This is a genomic window from Bradyrhizobium sp. 187 (assembly GCF_023101005.1).
GTDB lineage: Bacteria > Pseudomonadota > Alphaproteobacteria > Rhizobiales > Xanthobacteraceae > Bradyrhizobium > Bradyrhizobium canariense_D.
In genome coordinates this window covers 431,368-445,589 of the sequence record NZ_CP064693.1, presented here as the reverse complement: position 1 = coordinate 445,589, position 14,222 = coordinate 431,368, and the positions used below count along the sequence as shown (strand labels likewise).

Annotated in this window: 16 protein-coding genes and 1 tRNA gene; 6 read left to right on the top strand and 11 right to left on the bottom strand. The window is 65.3% G+C overall.

Annotated elements, in window-relative coordinates:
- The first annotated feature begins 94 nt into the window (after positions 1-94).
- Positions 95-979 carry a LysR family transcriptional regulator gene (locus IVB19_RS02110; RefSeq protein WP_204512773.1) on the top strand — a complete coding sequence of 295 codons (885 nt, stop codon included), beginning with the start codon at positions 95-97 and terminating at the stop codon, positions 977-979.
- Positions 980-1,026: 47 nt separating this feature from the next.
- Here IVB19_RS02110 and IVB19_RS02105 read toward each other — a convergent pair whose 3' ends face one another.
- The gene (locus IVB19_RS02105) at positions 1,027-1,830 is read right to left on the bottom strand and encodes an enoyl-CoA hydratase-related protein (RefSeq protein WP_247820930.1); all 804 of its coding nucleotides are present in this window, start codon (positions 1,828-1,830) and stop codon (positions 1,027-1,029) included.
- A 154-nt stretch (positions 1,831-1,984) separates the two neighbouring features.
- Between IVB19_RS02105 and IVB19_RS02100 the strand changes: the two genes are divergently transcribed.
- Positions 1,985-2,959 (top strand): ketopantoate reductase family protein, encoded by a 975-nt coding sequence (locus IVB19_RS02100; RefSeq protein WP_085351612.1) that lies wholly within the window; start codon positions 1,985-1,987, stop codon positions 2,957-2,959.
- Between the two features lie 4 nt (positions 2,960-2,963).
- On the opposite strand, the gene IVB19_RS02095 is transcribed toward IVB19_RS02100, so the two are convergent.
- Positions 2,964-3,662, bottom strand: coding sequence for an alpha/beta hydrolase family protein (locus IVB19_RS02095; RefSeq protein ID WP_247820929.1), 699 nt, complete (start codon positions 3,660-3,662; stop codon positions 2,964-2,966).
- 121 nt (positions 3,663-3,783) lie between these two features.
- On the opposite strand from IVB19_RS02095, the gene IVB19_RS02090 reads away from it, so the two are divergent.
- Entirely contained in the window at positions 3,784-4,929 is a 1,146-nt protein-coding gene (locus IVB19_RS02090) for an acyl-CoA dehydrogenase family protein (RefSeq protein WP_018452979.1), read from the top strand.
- 26 nt (positions 4,930-4,955) lie between these two features.
- Here the strand turns inward: IVB19_RS02090 and IVB19_RS02085 are convergent, their stop codons facing one another.
- The 6 genes from IVB19_RS02085 to IVB19_RS02060 all read right to left on the bottom strand — a co-directional run bounded on the left by IVB19_RS02085 (position 4,956) and on the right by IVB19_RS02060 (position 9,980).
- The gene (locus IVB19_RS02085; RefSeq protein WP_085351614.1) at positions 4,956-6,095 is read right to left on the bottom strand and encodes an amidohydrolase/deacetylase family metallohydrolase; all 1,140 of its coding nucleotides are present in this window, start codon (positions 6,093-6,095) and stop codon (positions 4,956-4,958) included.
- 125 nt (positions 6,096-6,220) lie between these two features.
- Positions 6,221-6,297 (bottom strand) — tRNA-Arg (locus IVB19_RS02080).
- A 97-nt stretch (positions 6,298-6,394) separates the two neighbouring features.
- Entirely contained in the window at positions 6,395-7,351 is a 957-nt protein-coding gene (locus tag IVB19_RS02075; RefSeq protein WP_247820928.1) for a tripartite tricarboxylate transporter substrate-binding protein, read from the bottom strand.
- Between the two features lie 48 nt (positions 7,352-7,399).
- Entirely contained in the window at positions 7,400-7,771 is a 372-nt protein-coding gene (locus IVB19_RS02070) for a cupin domain-containing protein (RefSeq protein WP_018452976.1), read from the bottom strand.
- Between the two features lie 26 nt (positions 7,772-7,797).
- Positions 7,798-8,436: an RraA family protein gene (locus tag IVB19_RS02065; RefSeq protein ID WP_085384087.1), complete on the bottom strand. Its 639-nt coding sequence runs from the start codon at positions 8,434-8,436 to the stop codon at positions 7,798-7,800.
- Between the two features lie 26 nt (positions 8,437-8,462).
- Complete coding sequence (locus IVB19_RS02060; protein WP_085358823.1) at positions 8,463-9,980, bottom strand: AMP-binding protein; 1,518 nt, start codon at positions 9,978-9,980, stop codon at positions 8,463-8,465.
- Between the two features lie 208 nt (positions 9,981-10,188).
- Here IVB19_RS02060 and IVB19_RS02055 point away from each other — a divergent pair, with 208 nt between their 5' ends.
- Positions 10,189-10,821: a hypothetical protein gene (locus IVB19_RS02055; protein ID WP_247820927.1), complete on the top strand. Its 633-nt coding sequence runs from the start codon at positions 10,189-10,191 to the stop codon at positions 10,819-10,821.
- Between the two features lie 117 nt (positions 10,822-10,938).
- Here IVB19_RS02055 and IVB19_RS02050 read toward each other — a convergent pair whose 3' ends face one another.
- Both IVB19_RS02050 and IVB19_RS02045 read right to left on the bottom strand, forming a co-directional pair.
- The gene (locus tag IVB19_RS02050; RefSeq protein WP_247820926.1) at positions 10,939-11,154 is read right to left on the bottom strand and encodes a hypothetical protein; all 216 of its coding nucleotides are present in this window, start codon (positions 11,152-11,154) and stop codon (positions 10,939-10,941) included.
- Between the two features lie 28 nt (positions 11,155-11,182).
- Positions 11,183-12,190, bottom strand: a complete 1,008-nt coding sequence (locus IVB19_RS02045; protein WP_085351619.1) for a 2-dehydropantoate 2-reductase — start codon at positions 12,188-12,190, stop codon at positions 11,183-11,185.
- 158 nt (positions 12,191-12,348) lie between these two features.
- Between IVB19_RS02045 and IVB19_RS02040 the strand changes: the two genes are divergently transcribed.
- Together IVB19_RS02040 and IVB19_RS02035 are read left to right on the top strand one after the other, a co-directional pair.
- A complete protein-coding gene (locus tag IVB19_RS02040) occupies positions 12,349-12,930 on the top strand; it encodes a YidB family protein (RefSeq protein ID WP_204512775.1) in 582 nt (193 codons plus the stop codon).
- A gap of 30 nt (positions 12,931-12,960) precedes the next feature.
- Entirely contained in the window at positions 12,961-13,233 is a 273-nt protein-coding gene (locus IVB19_RS02035; RefSeq protein ID WP_085384090.1) for a GlsB/YeaQ/YmgE family stress response membrane protein, read from the top strand.
- 183 nt (positions 13,234-13,416) lie between these two features.
- Here the strand turns inward: IVB19_RS02035 and IVB19_RS02030 are convergent, their stop codons facing one another.
- Positions 13,417-14,202: an SDR family NAD(P)-dependent oxidoreductase gene (locus IVB19_RS02030; RefSeq protein WP_085358831.1), complete on the bottom strand. Its 786-nt coding sequence runs from the start codon at positions 14,200-14,202 to the stop codon at positions 13,417-13,419.
- Between the last annotated feature and the right edge of the window lie 20 nt (positions 14,203-14,222).

The following is a 14,222-nucleotide window of genomic DNA, read 5'->3' as shown; positions in this document are numbered from 1 at the left end:
ATCCTTTGCTTGGGCCGGACTATGAATTAACCCGGATCGAGCTACAATCCGCCAAAATAGGCGATCACCTTTCTCGAATCGCGAAAGGCCGAAGATGGACATCCTGGTAAACCTTCAGGCGTTCCTCGCGACCGCCGACGCCACCGGCTTCTCCGCGGCCGCGCGAAAACTCGGCGTCTCGACGTCGGTGGTCGCCAAGCGCGTCACGCAGCTGGAGGCGCGGATCGGCACGCCACTGTTTCATCGCTCGACCCGGCAATTGCGGCTGACCGAGGCCGGCCAGCGCTACGTGCATCGCGCCCGCGGCGTCGTCACCGACGCCGCCGATCTGCTGTCGCGCATGGGCGAGAAGGGCCACGATCTCGTCGATCATCTGCGCATCAAGGCCCCGACCTCGCTGACGGTCGCGCGGCTTGCGGACGTCTTCACCGCCTTCCAGACCCAGAACCCGCGGCTCAAGCTCGAGATCGTGCTGTTCGACCGTCCGGTCGATCCCGTCACCGAAGGCTTTGACATCGCCATCGGCGCCTTCCCGCATTCCTTTGGCGGTGTCGTCGACGAACCCTTGTGCCCGCTGAAGCGGCTGCTCTGCGCCTCGCCTGCCTATTTGAAGAAACACGGCACGCCAAAACATCCGCGTGATCTGGTCGATCATCGCTGCCTCAGCTTTCTACCGACCGGCCCCGAATGGATCTTTGACGGGCCGCGCGGCCGCATCAGCGTCCAGGTCAGCCCGCTGCTGTCCTGCAACGAGGGCCAAGTGCTGGCGCGCAGCGCCATCGCCGGCAACGGCATTGTGTTGATATCGGACTATCTCGTCGCGAGCGCCTTGCGCGACGGCGCGCTCAAGCCGGTGCTGCGCGAGTTTCCGATTCCGGAATTGTGGGTGAAGGCTGCGATCCCTGAACGGCGGCGCAATGCCGCCGCGGTACAGGCGCTGCTCACTTTGCTGAAAAGGTCACTCGCCACGTCGCTGTAAAAGCCCGTAGCCCGGATGGAGCGAAGCGTAATCCGGGCTACTCGCGTTCAGCTTTTAGCACCTGCCCAATTCGCGGCGCGCTTTTCCGCGAACGACGCCAGCCCCTCCGCGGCTTCCGCGCTCTGTCGCTTCAGCGAATGCAGATGCACGAGCCGCTTGTAGGCGGCATCGTCCACCGCCATGCCGCCGAACGAACTTTCCAGCGCCAGCCGCTTGGTCTCGGCCATCGCCTCCGATCCGTTGGCAAGCAACTGCTCGACCACCTTCGCGCCGGCGGCGTCGAGATCGGCGAGCGGCACCACCTCGTGGACGAGGCCGATACGACGGGCGTCCTCGGCGCCGAAACGTTCACCTGTCAGCGCGTAGCGGCGGACTTGCCGTACACCAATGGCATCGCAGAGCTGCGGGATGATGATGGCCGCGGTCAGGCCCCAGCGCACTTCGGTGATCGAGAACAGCGCGTTGTCCGCCGCGATCACGACGTCGCAGGCCGCGATCACGCCGGTGCCGCCGCCAAAGCAGCCGCCCTGCACCAGCGCGACCGTCGGGATAGCCAGCGTGTTGAGCCGCTGCACGGCCTCGAACGTCGCCCGCGACGCCGCCTCGTTCGCCTCGCTCGATTGCGGCCGCACGCCGTTGATCCATTTGAGGTCGGCGCCAGCCTGGAAATGCTTGCCATTGCCCTTGAGCACGACGACGCGAAGGTTGGGCTTGCTGCCGAGATCGTCCATGGCCGCGAGCACGCCTGCGATCAACGCGCCGTCATAGGCATTGTTAACCTCCGGCCGGTTCAACGTGACGGTCGCAACCCCACGCCCATCCAGGGTCCACAGGACGGGGCTGTCGGTCATCGGTGTTCCTCCGCTCGTTTGTTTGGCGCGCACTATGACCGAGGCTCCGCGCCCTGATCCATATCTTTCGAGCGTAGGGCAGCCGCGTCCATCGCATGGCGGCTTGTGTCATGCTGCCGCGGGGCGGCATCAAGGGATCAGGGACGGACATCACATGCGCATCTGCATTTTCGGCGCGGGCGCCGTCGGCAGCCATCTTGCAGTTCGGTTGGCCCGCGCCGGCCACGAGGTCTCGTGCGTGATGCGGGGCGCGCACCTGGAAGCGGTCCGGGCCAACGGCCTCAAGCTGCGCGTCGGCGATTCCGAGGTCTCCGCCAAGGTGAACGCCTCCGGCGATTCGGCCCAGCTCGGCCCCCAGGACGTCGTGATCAGCACCTTGAAGGCAACCGCGTTGACCGGGCTGGTCTCCAGTCTCAAGCCACTACTGCAGGACGACACCGCGATCGTGTTCGCGCAGAACGGCATTCCCTGGTGGTACCGGATCGGCCTGCCGCCGCGGCACCCGACCCCGCCGGACATTTCCTTCCTCGACCCGGGCGGACGCCTGCGCGCCTGCATTCCGAAAGAGCGGATCGTCGGCGGCGTAGTCTTCTCCTCCAACGAGGTGATCGCGCCCGGCGTGGTGCAGAACCTGACGCCGGACCGCAACCGCCTGCTGATCGGCGAATGCGACGACCGCAATTGCGAGCGCATCACGACGCTCCGCGGTGTCTTCAGCGACGCACGGCTGGAATCGCCGCCGGTCGCCGAGATCCGCGAGGCGATCTGGTCAAAGCTGCTGACCAACATGTCGTTGTCGGTGCTGTGCCTGCTCACCGGCCAGACCGCGCGCGGCGTGCGCGATGACCCCGCCTTTGCGGATGTCATTCCGCGGATGCTGAACGAGGCCAACGAGATCGCTCAGCATTTTATCCCCGAGGTCAAGCGCGTATCACGCAGCGGCCCCGCCCCCAACCACAAGCCGTCGCTGCTGCAGGATTACGAGCTCGGCCGCGCCATGGAGATCGACGTCCTGGTAAAGGCGCCCCAAGCCTTCGCGCGCACCGCGGGCCTGTCGACGCCGACGCTCGACTTGATCGCCGCGCTCGCGATTCAGAAGGCGCGCGACAAGGGGCTATATTCGGCGTGAGATTTCAGGCGAGTTTGTCGATCCAGGCCGCGAGCGTATCAAGCACCTCTGTCAGCGCCTCTTCATTGGTGCGGCCGGACTTTTTCAGCACCGCGAAGGAGTGATCGCCGCCTTCGATCTCATGCAGCGTCGCCTTCGGGGCAAGAGCGGCGATGACCGGCTTGAGGAGGCCGAGATCGGCGAGCCCGTCGCGGGTGCCTTGCAGGAACAGCATCGGGATCTCGACATGGGCGAGATGCTCGGCGCGCTCCGTCGACGGCTTCTTGTCGGCGTGCAGGGGAAAACCGAGGAAGGCGAGCCCTTTGACATCAGGCAGCGGAGCCTTGGACTGCGCCTGCGAGGTCATGCGCCCGCCGAAGGATTTTCCACCCGCAACGAGCATCACACCAGGGCAGAGCCGCGCGGCTTCCTCGACTGCCACGCGGATCGTGGCGTGGGCGACCGCAGGCTGGTCGGGACGGCCCTGCTTGTTTTCCATGTAAGGAAAATTGAAGCGGAAGGTCGCGATGTCGCGAGCAGCGAGCCCCTCCGCAATCTTGTCCATCGATGCATGCCGCATCCCTGCACCGGCACCATGCGCCAGGACGTAACAGGCGCGCGCCTTGTCCGGCTGCGTCAGGATCGCGGAGACCGTGCCGATGCGCGCGATGTCGAGCTTGAGCTCTTTGGTTTTGACGGTTTGAATTTTGACAGCCACAATCAACCATCCCGATAGACGCTGCTCCGGCCGCCTTGGTAGCGTCACCGGCACAGCCTGAAAACACAATAATTGCCGCCAAAGGCTGGCCTAACCAGGCCGGCAAGCCGCATTGACCGAGGTGACCATGTCCTACCGCTCCTCCTGGATGACCGAAGAGCTCGAAATCTTCCGCGACCAGTTCCGGAAGTATCTTGCCAAGGATCTGGCCCCGCATGCCGAAAAATGGCGCGAGCAGAAGATGGTCGACCGCTTTGCCTGGCGCGGGCTCGGCGAGATGGGCGCGCTGCTGGCAAGCGTGCCGGAGGAATATGGCGGCCTGGGCGCCACCTTCGCCTATGATGCCGCCGTGCTCGACGACCTCGAAAGCACGGTGCCGGAGCTGACGACCGGCGTCTCCGTGCACAGCGCCATCGTCGCGCACTACATCCTCAATTACGGCTCGGAGGAGCAGAAGAAGCGCTGGCTGCCGAAGATGGCTTCAGGCGAGATGGTCGGCGCCATCGCCATGACCGAGCCCGGCACCGGCTCGGATTTGCAGGCCGTCAAGACCACCGCCAGGAAGCAGGGCAATTCCTACGTCATCAACGGACAGAAGACCTTCATCACCAACGGCCAGGCTGCCGACCTCGTCATCGTGGTTGCGCGCACCGGCGATGTCGGCGCCAAGGGCATTTCGCTGATCGTGGTCGAAACCTCAGGCGCGGATGGATACAAGCGCGGGCGCAACCTCGACAAGATCGGCCTGCATGCCTCCGACACGTCTGAGCTGTTCTTCGACAACGTCGCGGTGCCGCCGGACAATTTGCTCGGCGGCGAGGAAGGCCAGGGCTTCGTGCAGCTGATGCAGCAATTGCCGCAGGAGCGCCTCGCGCTCGCGGTCGGCGCGGTCGCGGCTATGGAGCGCGCGATAAAACTCACCGTCGACTACACCAAGGAGCGCAAGGCCTTCGGCAAGCCGCTGATGGATTTCCAGAACACCGCCTTCAAGCTCGCCGAGCGCAAGACCGAAGCGATGATCGCGCGCGTCTTCGTCGACTGGTGCATCGAGCGGCTGGTCGCAAAGGACCTCGACACCGTCACGGCGTCGATGGCGAAATATTGGTGCTCGGAGAAGCAGGTCGAGACCGCCGACGAATGCCTGCAGCTGTTCGGCGGCTACGGCTATATGCAGGAATATCCGATCTCGCGCATCTTCATCGATTCCCGCATCCAGAAGATCTATGGCGGGACGAACGAGATCATGAAGCTGTTGATCGCGAGGTCGTTGTAATCAAGCCGGCGTGAACGGCCTGCCGCTCAATTCGGATGCCACCACCGGCCGCCGATCACGACGCCTTCGGAGACGATCTTGCGGTCGCCGATCAGGTGCTCGCCGACGACGTCCTCATAGTCGAACTGGCCTTCCCTCACCGAGATCAGCGTGGCGTCGCCGACGCTGCCCGGCTTGAGGCTGCCGAGCTCGGGGCGCCGCAGCGCCATCGCGGCGTTGACGGTCGAGGTTGCGATGACGTCGGACAGCGGCATGCCCATGCACAGGAATTTCGACAGGGTCGTCACCTGATCGAAGGCCGGGCCGTCGATGCAGAGCTGATGAATGTCGGACGAGATGGTGTCGGGATAGAAGCCGTTGGCGAGCATCGCACGCGCGGTCTTGAATGCGAACGAGCCCTTGCCGTGGCCGATGTCGAACAGCACGCCGCGCTCGCGGGCGTCGAGCACCGCCCGCTTCACCGTGCCCTGCGCGGTCGCAGGCGTGTTGGGGAAGGGACGGAACGCATGGGTGAGCACGTCGCCGGGGCGCAGGCGCGCCAGCACCTCCTCGTAGCTCGGCGGCGGATGATCGATATGCGCCATCAGGGGCATGCCGACCTCGTTCGCGACCTCGAGCGCGATGTCGAGCGGCACGACGCCCGACGTGCCCGAGGAATGCAGCCCCACGCGCACCTTGATGCCGACGATGAGATCGCGGTTGGCGTCGGCCACCTTGGCCGCCTCGATCGGATTCATCAGCCGCAGCTCCTCGCTCTCGCCGACCATGATCCGGTGCGAGAAGCCGAAAATGCCGGCATGCGAGACATGCAGATAAGCGAGAATGCGGACCTGGCTCGGCTCGATCACGTGCTTGCGGAAGCCCGCGAAATTGCCCGGCCCTGCACTGCCGGTATCGACCGCGGTGGTGACGCCGGAGAGACGGCAGAACTCCTCGGCGTCGATGCCGAGCGACGTGCCGCCCCAATAGACATGGGTGTGGAGATCGATCAGCCCCGGGGTCACGATGAACTGCGAGACGTCGCGCACGTCCGTGCCCGGATCGGCCTTGAGCCCACTGCCGATCGCCGCGACCTTGCCGCCGGAAAAGGCGACATCCGTCACAGCATCGAGCTTCTGGGACGGGTCGACCACACGGCCGCCGCGCAGGATCAAGTCAAAAGGCATTGTCGTCTCCGGATATGGCAGCGAGGCGGGGCGGCAGTCAGCCCGGGCCAGGAAGGAAGCTTCGCGCTTCTAGCAATTTTTGCGCCGACGAGCGTGGCAAACGCGACGATTGCTCACTGAAAAACTGGCGATCCCGGGAAGACTCGAACTTCCGACCTACGGTTTAGGAAACCGTCGCTCTATCCGGCTGAGCTACGGGACCGCGGAACCCGCAGAGCGGGTTACCGGGGCTTCATATCAAAGCGGAAGGGGGATCGGAAGCCCTCCGCGTTGCTCAATGCGGAGGGCTGCCGGTCATCTCATGCCCGGATATTGTTGTCCTTGACCACCTTGCCCCAAATGGCGACCTGCTTGTCGAAGAAGGTCTTGAAGGCGGGAGCGTCCTCGAGCAGCAGCGTCATCTGCTGCGTTTCCTTGAGCTGGGCGGCGGTGGCGGGCTCGCTCAGGATCTCCTTGGACGCCGTCGCGAGGCCTGCGACGATGTCCGGCGGCGTGCCGGTGGGCGCGAAGATGCCCCACCAGGCCAGCGTCTCGAAATCCGGGAAGCCTGCCTCGATCGCGGTCGGCGTATCCGGCAGGCCGGGCAGCCGCTCGCGGCCGAGCTGCAGGATCGGACGCAGCATGTTGGTGCCGAGCTGGGCTGCGACCAGCGCCGCCGATCCCGCGATCAGATCGACATGGCCGCCGAGCACGTCGTTCATTGCGGGGCCTCCGCCGCGATAGGGCACGTGCATGATCTCGACGCCGGCCTTGTTGCCGAGCACGGTCATGGCGAGATGGCCGAGCGTGCCGATGCCGACGGAGGCGTATTTCACCGCGCCGGGCATCGCCTTGCAGGCCGCCACCACGTCGGCAAAGCTCTTGTAGGGGCGGCCTGCACCGGCAGCGATCACGTAAGGCGCGGTGCCGACCAGCAACACCGGCATTAGCTCGCGCTCGACATCGACGGGCGGCTTGTCGAGGATGGAGGGGATCACCGCGTGGGAATCGAAGGTGACCAGGAACGTCGAGCCGTCAGGCGGGCTCTTGGCGACCTGCGCCGCGCCGAGCGCGCCTGCCGCGCCCGACTTGTTCTCGACAATGACGATGCGGTTGAGCTTGGTTTGCAGATGGCTCTGGAGCAGCCGCGCCATCGCATCGGTGGATCCGCCCGGCGGAAACGGCACCACCAGTGTGATTTTTGAAGCCTGCGCCAACGCCGGCGTCATCGCGAGAATAGCCGGCGCTGCCAGCAGCGTCCGTCGTGTGATCGTCATGGTATCCCTCCCCTGTTTTCTCGCGCCCGGCTTTTGCTCTTTGGCGCTTTAAGTGGTCCCGAAACCGGATCCCGCTTTTCTGTATTCTGGCCGCGGCGGACTGAAGATGTCCAGCACGCGGGCGCCGTCGGGGCCGGCGCGCATGGTGTGCGGCACATTACCCGGCGTGCGCCAGAAGTCGCCTTTCTTCACGGCAATCTCCTCATCACCCTGGACGCGGATGGCGGAGCCGTCGAGCAGCACGCCCCACTGCTCCTCGGGATGATGGTGCAGCGTGCCTTGCGCATGCGGCGCCAGCGTCACCACCGACAGCATCGCCTGCTCGCCGGAGAAGATGCGCGTGGTCACCCCTGCCGCGAGCTCGCGAAACAACCCGTCGCCGTTATCGTCGAGATTGTGGAATTCGTCCTGCTGGCTCACGCCGCCCTCCTCTTCCTTCTCGCTGATCAGGATTTGCCATACGAGCCTTGATAACGGCCCTCGCGGATCGCCTTCAGCGTCTCCTCCTCGCGCGCGACCTGGGCTCGCACGGCGTCGAGCAGCGCCGCGGCACCGGCGGCGGCAAACGACACCACGCCGTCCTCGTCTCCGACGACGATGTCGCCGGGCGAGATCACGTTGCCGCCGATCGAAACAGGCACGTTGATCTCGCCGGGGCCGTTCTTGTAAGGGCCGCGGTGGATCACCGCGCGGGCATAGCAGGGAAAGTCATCGGCAGCGAACGCCGCGACGTCGCGGATCGCGCCGTCGATGACGTAGCCTTCGGCTTTGCGCCATTGCGCGATGTTCTTCATGATCTCACCGACCAGCGCGCGGGTCTCGTCGCCGCCGCCATCGACCACGATGACGTCGCCGGGGCCCACCAGCTCGAGCGCGCGGTGGATGGCGAGATTGTCACCGGGACGGGTGCGGACCGTGAAGGCCGTGCCCACCAGCTTGGCACCGCGATGATAGGGTTTGAGCCCCACGGCGCCCGGCAGCCGGCCGAGATTGTCCGAAATGACCGGGGTCGGCGCACCGCGAAAGCCCTCGATGATCGCGGCCGGCGGCTTCGGCACAGCGTTCGCGGCGATGGTGATGGTCATAATCTCGGTCCTTCCCATGAATTCTCTTAATCGGCGTCCGCCCGCGCCTTCGCCGGCCAAATCCGGAACGCGCGCCCCTCCTTCATCCACGCTGCGCGCTCGTCGCGCAACAGCGTGCGGCGAACTTTACCGGAATCGTCGCGTGGTGGGACGGTGACGATCTCGAAGCTCTCCGGGTGCTTGTAGCGGCTGAGCCTGTCTTTGAGGAAATCCGCCATTCCGTCGGCGATGGCTTGGCCGTCCGCATCGCTCTCCGGCTCGATGATGGCGTGCACGCGCTGGCCCAATTCCGGATCGGGCAATCCCACCACCACGCAGGAGCGCACGCCCGGACAGGCGGAGACGGCAGCTTCGACCTCGGCGGGATAGATGTTGGCGCCGCCGCGCAGCACCATGTCGGCGAGGCGGTCACCGAGATAAAGGTAGCCTTCCGCATCCAGCCTGCCGATATCGCCCAGCGATTCCCAGCCGTCGGCGCGGCGCTTCGGCTCGGCGCCGAGATAGTGATAGGTGGCGTCATTGCCGTCATTGTTGAGGAAGTAGATCTCGCCGGTCTCACCCGGCGCAACGTCGTTGCCGTCCTCGCCGATGATGCGCAAGCGCGCCGTCTCGCCGATCTTGCCGACCGAGCCCTGGTGCGTCAGCCATTCCTTGCCGGAGATGATGCAGGAGCCCTGTCGCTCGGTGCCGCCATAGAGCTCCCAGATCCGCTCAGGCCCGAGCCAGGCGATCCAGTTCTCCTTCAGCCAGGGTGGCATCGGAGCGGCCATGTGAAAGACGGTTTGCAGGCTCGACACATCGTAGGCGTTGCGCACGTGCTCCGGCAGCGCCCAGATCCGGTGCATCATGGTCGGCACGAAATTGACCCATTGCACGCGCTCGCGCGCGATTTGCCGCAGCGCCTCCTCGGCGTCGAACTTGACGAGGCCGGTGAGCTGGCCGCCGGTGAACAGCGCCTGGTGCGACACGATGAACGGCGCATTGTGGTAGAGCGGACCGGGATTGAGCAGCGAGACCCCGAAGGGGATGTTGAGCGGCGGCGTGGCGACCGTGTCGGTCACCGCCGGCTGGTGATCGAGGATCACCTTCGGGCGGCCGGTCGATCCGCCGCTGGTCATGGCTTTCCAATAGCGCGCCACCGGTGCGGTGAGCGGCTCGTCCGAAAACCCTTCCGGCACGAAATCCGCGGGCAGACGGTTCGGCGCGTTCCAGTCGGCTTCGCCGCCGACCACCAGCGCCGGCTTCAGGATGTCGAGCACCGCGGCGGCTTCGCCGCGCGGCAGCCGCCATGACAACGAGGTCGGCGTCGCTCCGCATTTCCACACTGCAAACGAGGTCTCGAAAAACGCATTGCAGTTGGGCAAACCGATCGCGACAAAGTCGCCGGGCTTGACACCCTTGGCCATGAACGCCCGCGCGCGCCGGTTGGCGCCGCGTTCGAGCGCGTCCCATGTCAGCGTATCCTGCCCGTGACGGACGGCGATCGTGCCTTGCGGTTTGCGTTCGGCGTACCAGCGCGGCACATCGGACAGGGGCAGCAGCATCAGGCGTTTCCACTTCGTATTCTTGGCGTCGCCGATGAGGCGAGCGCAGGATGAAGTGACGCTGTGACTCCTGCGCCACGTCAAGCAAAAAATGTCAGCATCACAGCCATGAAATTCCCGGGTTCCATGGGTGACAAGCAGGCCATAAAGGGGCAAAAATCAGCCCGACTCAGTTCGGGTTGAGTTTTGCAAGGAATGCTCTCGTAGAATGTCGGACGTAGTTGCATCGCGTCGTGCGGCGCTTGTCGTTGCCGCAGCAGGATTTTTCCTGCTGGCGCCGTCGCATGCCCAGGCACAATGGTGGAAGCGCGCGCCTGTTGACTTCGAGGCCTGCGCCGACGCCGCCGAGAAAGCTACGACCAAATCCGAGAAGACGGCTGCGCTTGCCGACTGCAACGCCAAATTCGCCGGCCGGCGCAAGGCGGGCGGCGGCTATTCCTATTACGATTTCCTCCAGGACCGCAGCTTCGACATCGCCGGGCCCAATCCGACGCCGGAGGAGCAGAAGAAGATCGACGAATCCTACACCGCCTATCTCGCCAATCAGCGCCGCAGCAATGAAGCCGCGCAGGCCACCGCGCGTCAGCAGCGCGAGCAGCAGGAACAACAGGTGCAGCAGCTCCAGCGAGTCGCCTTGCGAACCGAGGTCGAGCGCGTGCCCGTTCCGGTCGAGCGGCCGAAAGTCCAGCAGGCCGCCATCGGCGACGCGCGGCCGCGGCCGAAGGGCGCACCCTGCACCAAGGGCTCGTTCTCCTGCGAATGGCCGCGGCTGTCGGATGGTTTGAACGACATCAAGAAGCTGTTCAGCCCGACGCCGAGCAAGCCCGCGAAGAAGGGCTGAGCTGCGCCGCCGTCATTGCGAGCGCAGCGAAGCAATCCAGCATCTCTCCGCGGAGGCAGTCTGGATTGCTTCGCTACGCTCGCAATGACGAACTGGGCGGGGATCCGTCTCCTAGCCTCAGTTCGTGTGCTTCTTCTTGCTGCGCATCGGTTGAGCAACCGGCGCATTCACCGGCGCCGTTGTTGTCGGTGAACTACCCAACTGCGAACGACTCTCCTTCAGGCGCGCGTCATAGCCGGGCGAATTCGTGACGGTCGGCGGCCTTGCCTGAGCAAACGTGGAAGCTGCACATAAGGCGGCGAGCACGACCCCGATCGTCAAACAACGTTTCATCGCACGTCTCCCGTCAGCCGGCGTGAACTCATGCAGCGCCGCGAACCTGCTGCGGCGTCAGCCGCGGCGGACCCTTGCCCGCGGCCTCAGCCTCGTTGATCAGCGCAACAATGCGGCGCGACAGCGGCACGTCGACACTGTTCTGTTCGGCGAGGGCGATGATCGCGCCCTGGAGATAGTCGATCTCGGTCTTGCGGCCCTGCTTCAAATCCTGCCACATCGAGGAACGCGCCTCGGGATCGATCTTCATGGTCCTTCCCAGGATCAGGTCGAAAATCGGATCAGGCAGTCTCAGCAAGGCGGGCGTCCAGGACGACGGGATCGGCGTCGCCGACACCGGTGTGATGCCAGCGGCCCTCATCGCAGCCAGCCCCTCCACCATCTGATCGGCGAACAGCCTTCGCCATTCGCGGTTCGCCAATTGCGCAGCGAGCGGCATATCGGACAAGGCGCTGAGCGCGTTGTTCAAATTGATGATCAGCTTGCCCCATTGCACGCCGGTGATGTCGCGGCTCGCGCGCATCGTGAGCCCCGGCACCGACAGCGCTGCGGCCGTGTTCGTATCATCCTGGCCAACATGAATGTCGCCGGAGGTCGAGCGGTGGAAGCGGCCCTCGCCCATCCCGACCACGTTGAAAGGCACCATGCCGGCGAGCACGCGGCGGTCGCCGAGGCGCTCGCGCAGCACCGCAACATTGCCGACGCCGTTTTGCAGCGAGACGATGACAGCGTCCTGCGGCGCATGCTGCGCGATGTGCTCGGCGACAGCGGCCGTGTCGGCGCTCTTCACCGTGACCAGCACGATGCCGGCGCTGTGCAAGATCGCGGGATCTTCCGATAGCGCGAGTTGGCCCGGATCGAGCTTCTTCTCGGAGCCGTCGAAATCGGTCAGAAGCAGACCGAACCGCTCGATCTCGGCCTTCACCCGCGGTCGCACCAGGAACGCGACGCGGCGACCGGCAGCCGCCAGGGTGCCGCCGACAAAACATCCGATGGCGCCCGCGCCGGCCACCACGATCGGTCGATCCGTCATCATCTTGGCTTGCCCCCTCAACGATCCGCCCTCGATAGCAGAGGCTGTGTCTGCTGCCCATTCCCGGAGTTGCGGCGCAATCGCCTTGTAACCGTCATGACGGCCTCATATGTTTTCGAACGGGGCTTGTTACCGGCAACAAAGCGCCAAGGGAGAACGCCATGGGTTTGCTCGACGTCCTCAACGGCATGCAGAACGGCCCGCGCGGGCCAAGCACGCCGAGTTCACAATCCTCATCCAGCGGCGGCATGTCGCCGATGACCATGGCGCTCCTTGGCCTTCTCGCCTGGAAGGCATTCAAGCATATGAGCGGCAACCAGAGCGGCAGCGCGCCCCAGCCGTCCCCCGCACCGACGCCGACGCATCTCCCCCCGCCGGTGAATGCGGGCGCTGGCGGTGGCCTCGGCGACCTGTTGAAGGGCGGCCTTGGCGGCCTGCTCGCGGGCGGCGCGGCCGGCAGCGTGCTCAGCGGCGGGCTCGGCGATCTCCTCAACCAGCTTCAGCAGAGCGGTCATGGCGATACTGCCAATACCTGGGTCGGCAAGGGCGAGAACAAGGCGATCGCTCCAGGCGATCTCGCCAATGCGCTCGGCGCCGACCAGATCGAGAGCCTGTCCGCCCAAAGCGGCCTGTCGCGTGACGAGTTGCTCTCGGGCCTCAGCCAATATCTGCCGCAGGTGGTCGACCATCTGACGCCGGACGGACGGCTGCCGACCGAGCAAGAGATCGCGGGCAGAGTCTGATTGGTTTAGTCAAACGAGGGGAGCACGGACATGAGCATGGGTGGCTTGTTGTGGATCATCGTCGTCGGCTTCGTCGCCGGCCTCATCGCGCGTTGGCTGGCGCCGGGACCGAACAATCCGAGCGGCTTCATCCTCACCACCATCCTCGGCATCGCCGGCGCGTTTCTCGCGACTTTCATCGGCCAGGCCATCGGTCATTACGGTCCCGACCAGGGCGCGGGATTCATCATGGCCACCATCGGCGCCGTGGTGGTGCTGTTCATCTGGCACCGGCTGGTGGCGAGCGGCGTGATCAAGGGGTGACGCTTCAAAACGCCGAAAGCGGCACACCGCCACCTCATCGTCATGCCCGGGCTTGACCCGGGCATCCACGTTTTTTGATCCGCGCGGCGACACGTGGATGGCCGGGTCAAGCCCGGCCATGACGTGGAGAGAGCGGAGGCCGGGTCGAGCCCGGCGACGACGTGGAGAGAATGTGCCGCGCGATCACGTCACCAAATGCATCCCCGCATCCATGCGCACGACTTCGCCGGTCATGTTGCTGGAGGCCGGCATCGCCAGGAAACAGACGAGCTGCGCGATGTCTTCCGCCGATGACGCGACCTTCAGCGGCACCTTCGCCACGACGCTGTCGCGCACCTGCTTGGCGCCCGCCTCGCCGCGGCCCTTGGTGAACCAGGGTGTATCGATATAGCCCGGGCATACCGTGTTGACGCGGATCAGCGGCGCCAGCGCGCGCGACAGCGACAGCGTCATGGTGTTGAGTGCGCCCTTGCTCGCGGCGTATGCGATCGACGATCCGACGCCGCTGATGCCGGCGACCGAGGAGATGTTGACCACGGCGGACGGCCGCCCAGAAGCTTTGGCGCCGGCCTCGAGCAGGCTGCGCGCCGCGCGCACCATCTGGAACGGGCCGATGGTGTTGACGCCGTACAGGCGCTGGAAATCTTCCGCCGACAATCCGTCGAGATCGGCATGGACGACATGCTTGGTGGTGCCGGCATTGTTGACGAGCACGTCGAGCCGGCCCCAGCCGCCAGCTGCCGCGACGATCTTGCGGCAATCGTCATCCTTCGAGACGTCGCCCTGCGCGACCAGAACTTCCGGTGAGCCCGCCTTGCGGCAATGCTCCGCGGTCGCCTCCGCTTCCTTCTGGCTCGAGGAATAGTTGATGACGAGCCGCGCCCCGCTCCGTGCGAGAATTTCCGCGGTCGCAGCACCCAGGCCGGAGGCGGACCCCGTCACGATTGCGCACAAACTGTCCTTTGCCATCCGGATTTCCTTCCCCTTGA

Coding starts and splice junctions, on each gene's coding strand:
- IVB19_RS02110 (WP_204512773.1), top strand. CDS start 95: ATGGACATCCTGGTAAACCTTCAGGCGTTCCTCGCGACCGCCGACGCC.
- IVB19_RS02105 (WP_247820930.1), bottom strand. CDS start 1,830: ATGACCGACAGCCCCGTCCTGTGGACCCTGGATGGGCGTGGGGTTGCG.
- IVB19_RS02100 (WP_085351612.1), top strand. CDS start 1,985: ATGCGCATCTGCATTTTCGGCGCGGGCGCCGTCGGCAGCCATCTTGCA.
- IVB19_RS02090 (WP_018452979.1), top strand. CDS start 3,784: ATGTCCTACCGCTCCTCCTGGATGACCGAAGAGCTCGAAATCTTCCGC.
- IVB19_RS02085 (WP_085351614.1), bottom strand. CDS start 6,095: ATGCCTTTTGACTTGATCCTGCGCGGCGGCCGTGTGGTCGACCCGTCC.
- IVB19_RS02075 (WP_247820928.1), bottom strand. CDS start 7,351: ATGACGATCACACGACGGACGCTGCTGGCAGCGCCGGCTATTCTCGCG.
- IVB19_RS02065 (WP_085384087.1), bottom strand. CDS start 8,436: ATGACCATCACCATCGCCGCGAACGCTGTGCCGAAGCCGCCGGCCGCG.
- IVB19_RS02060 (WP_085358823.1), bottom strand. CDS start 9,980: ATGCTGCTGCCCCTGTCCGATGTGCCGCGCTGGTACGCCGAACGCAAA.
- IVB19_RS02055 (WP_247820927.1), top strand. CDS start 10,189: ATGTCGGACGTAGTTGCATCGCGTCGTGCGGCGCTTGTCGTTGCCGCA.
- IVB19_RS02050 (WP_247820926.1), bottom strand. CDS start 11,154: ATGAAACGTTGTTTGACGATCGGGGTCGTGCTCGCCGCCTTATGTGCA.
- IVB19_RS02045 (WP_085351619.1), bottom strand. CDS start 12,190: ATGATGACGGATCGACCGATCGTGGTGGCCGGCGCGGGCGCCATCGGA.
- IVB19_RS02040 (WP_204512775.1), top strand. CDS start 12,349: ATGGGTTTGCTCGACGTCCTCAACGGCATGCAGAACGGCCCGCGCGGG.
- IVB19_RS02035 (WP_085384090.1), top strand. CDS start 12,961: ATGAGCATGGGTGGCTTGTTGTGGATCATCGTCGTCGGCTTCGTCGCC.
- IVB19_RS02030 (WP_085358831.1), bottom strand. CDS start 14,202: ATGGCAAAGGACAGTTTGTGCGCAATCGTGACGGGGTCCGCCTCCGGC.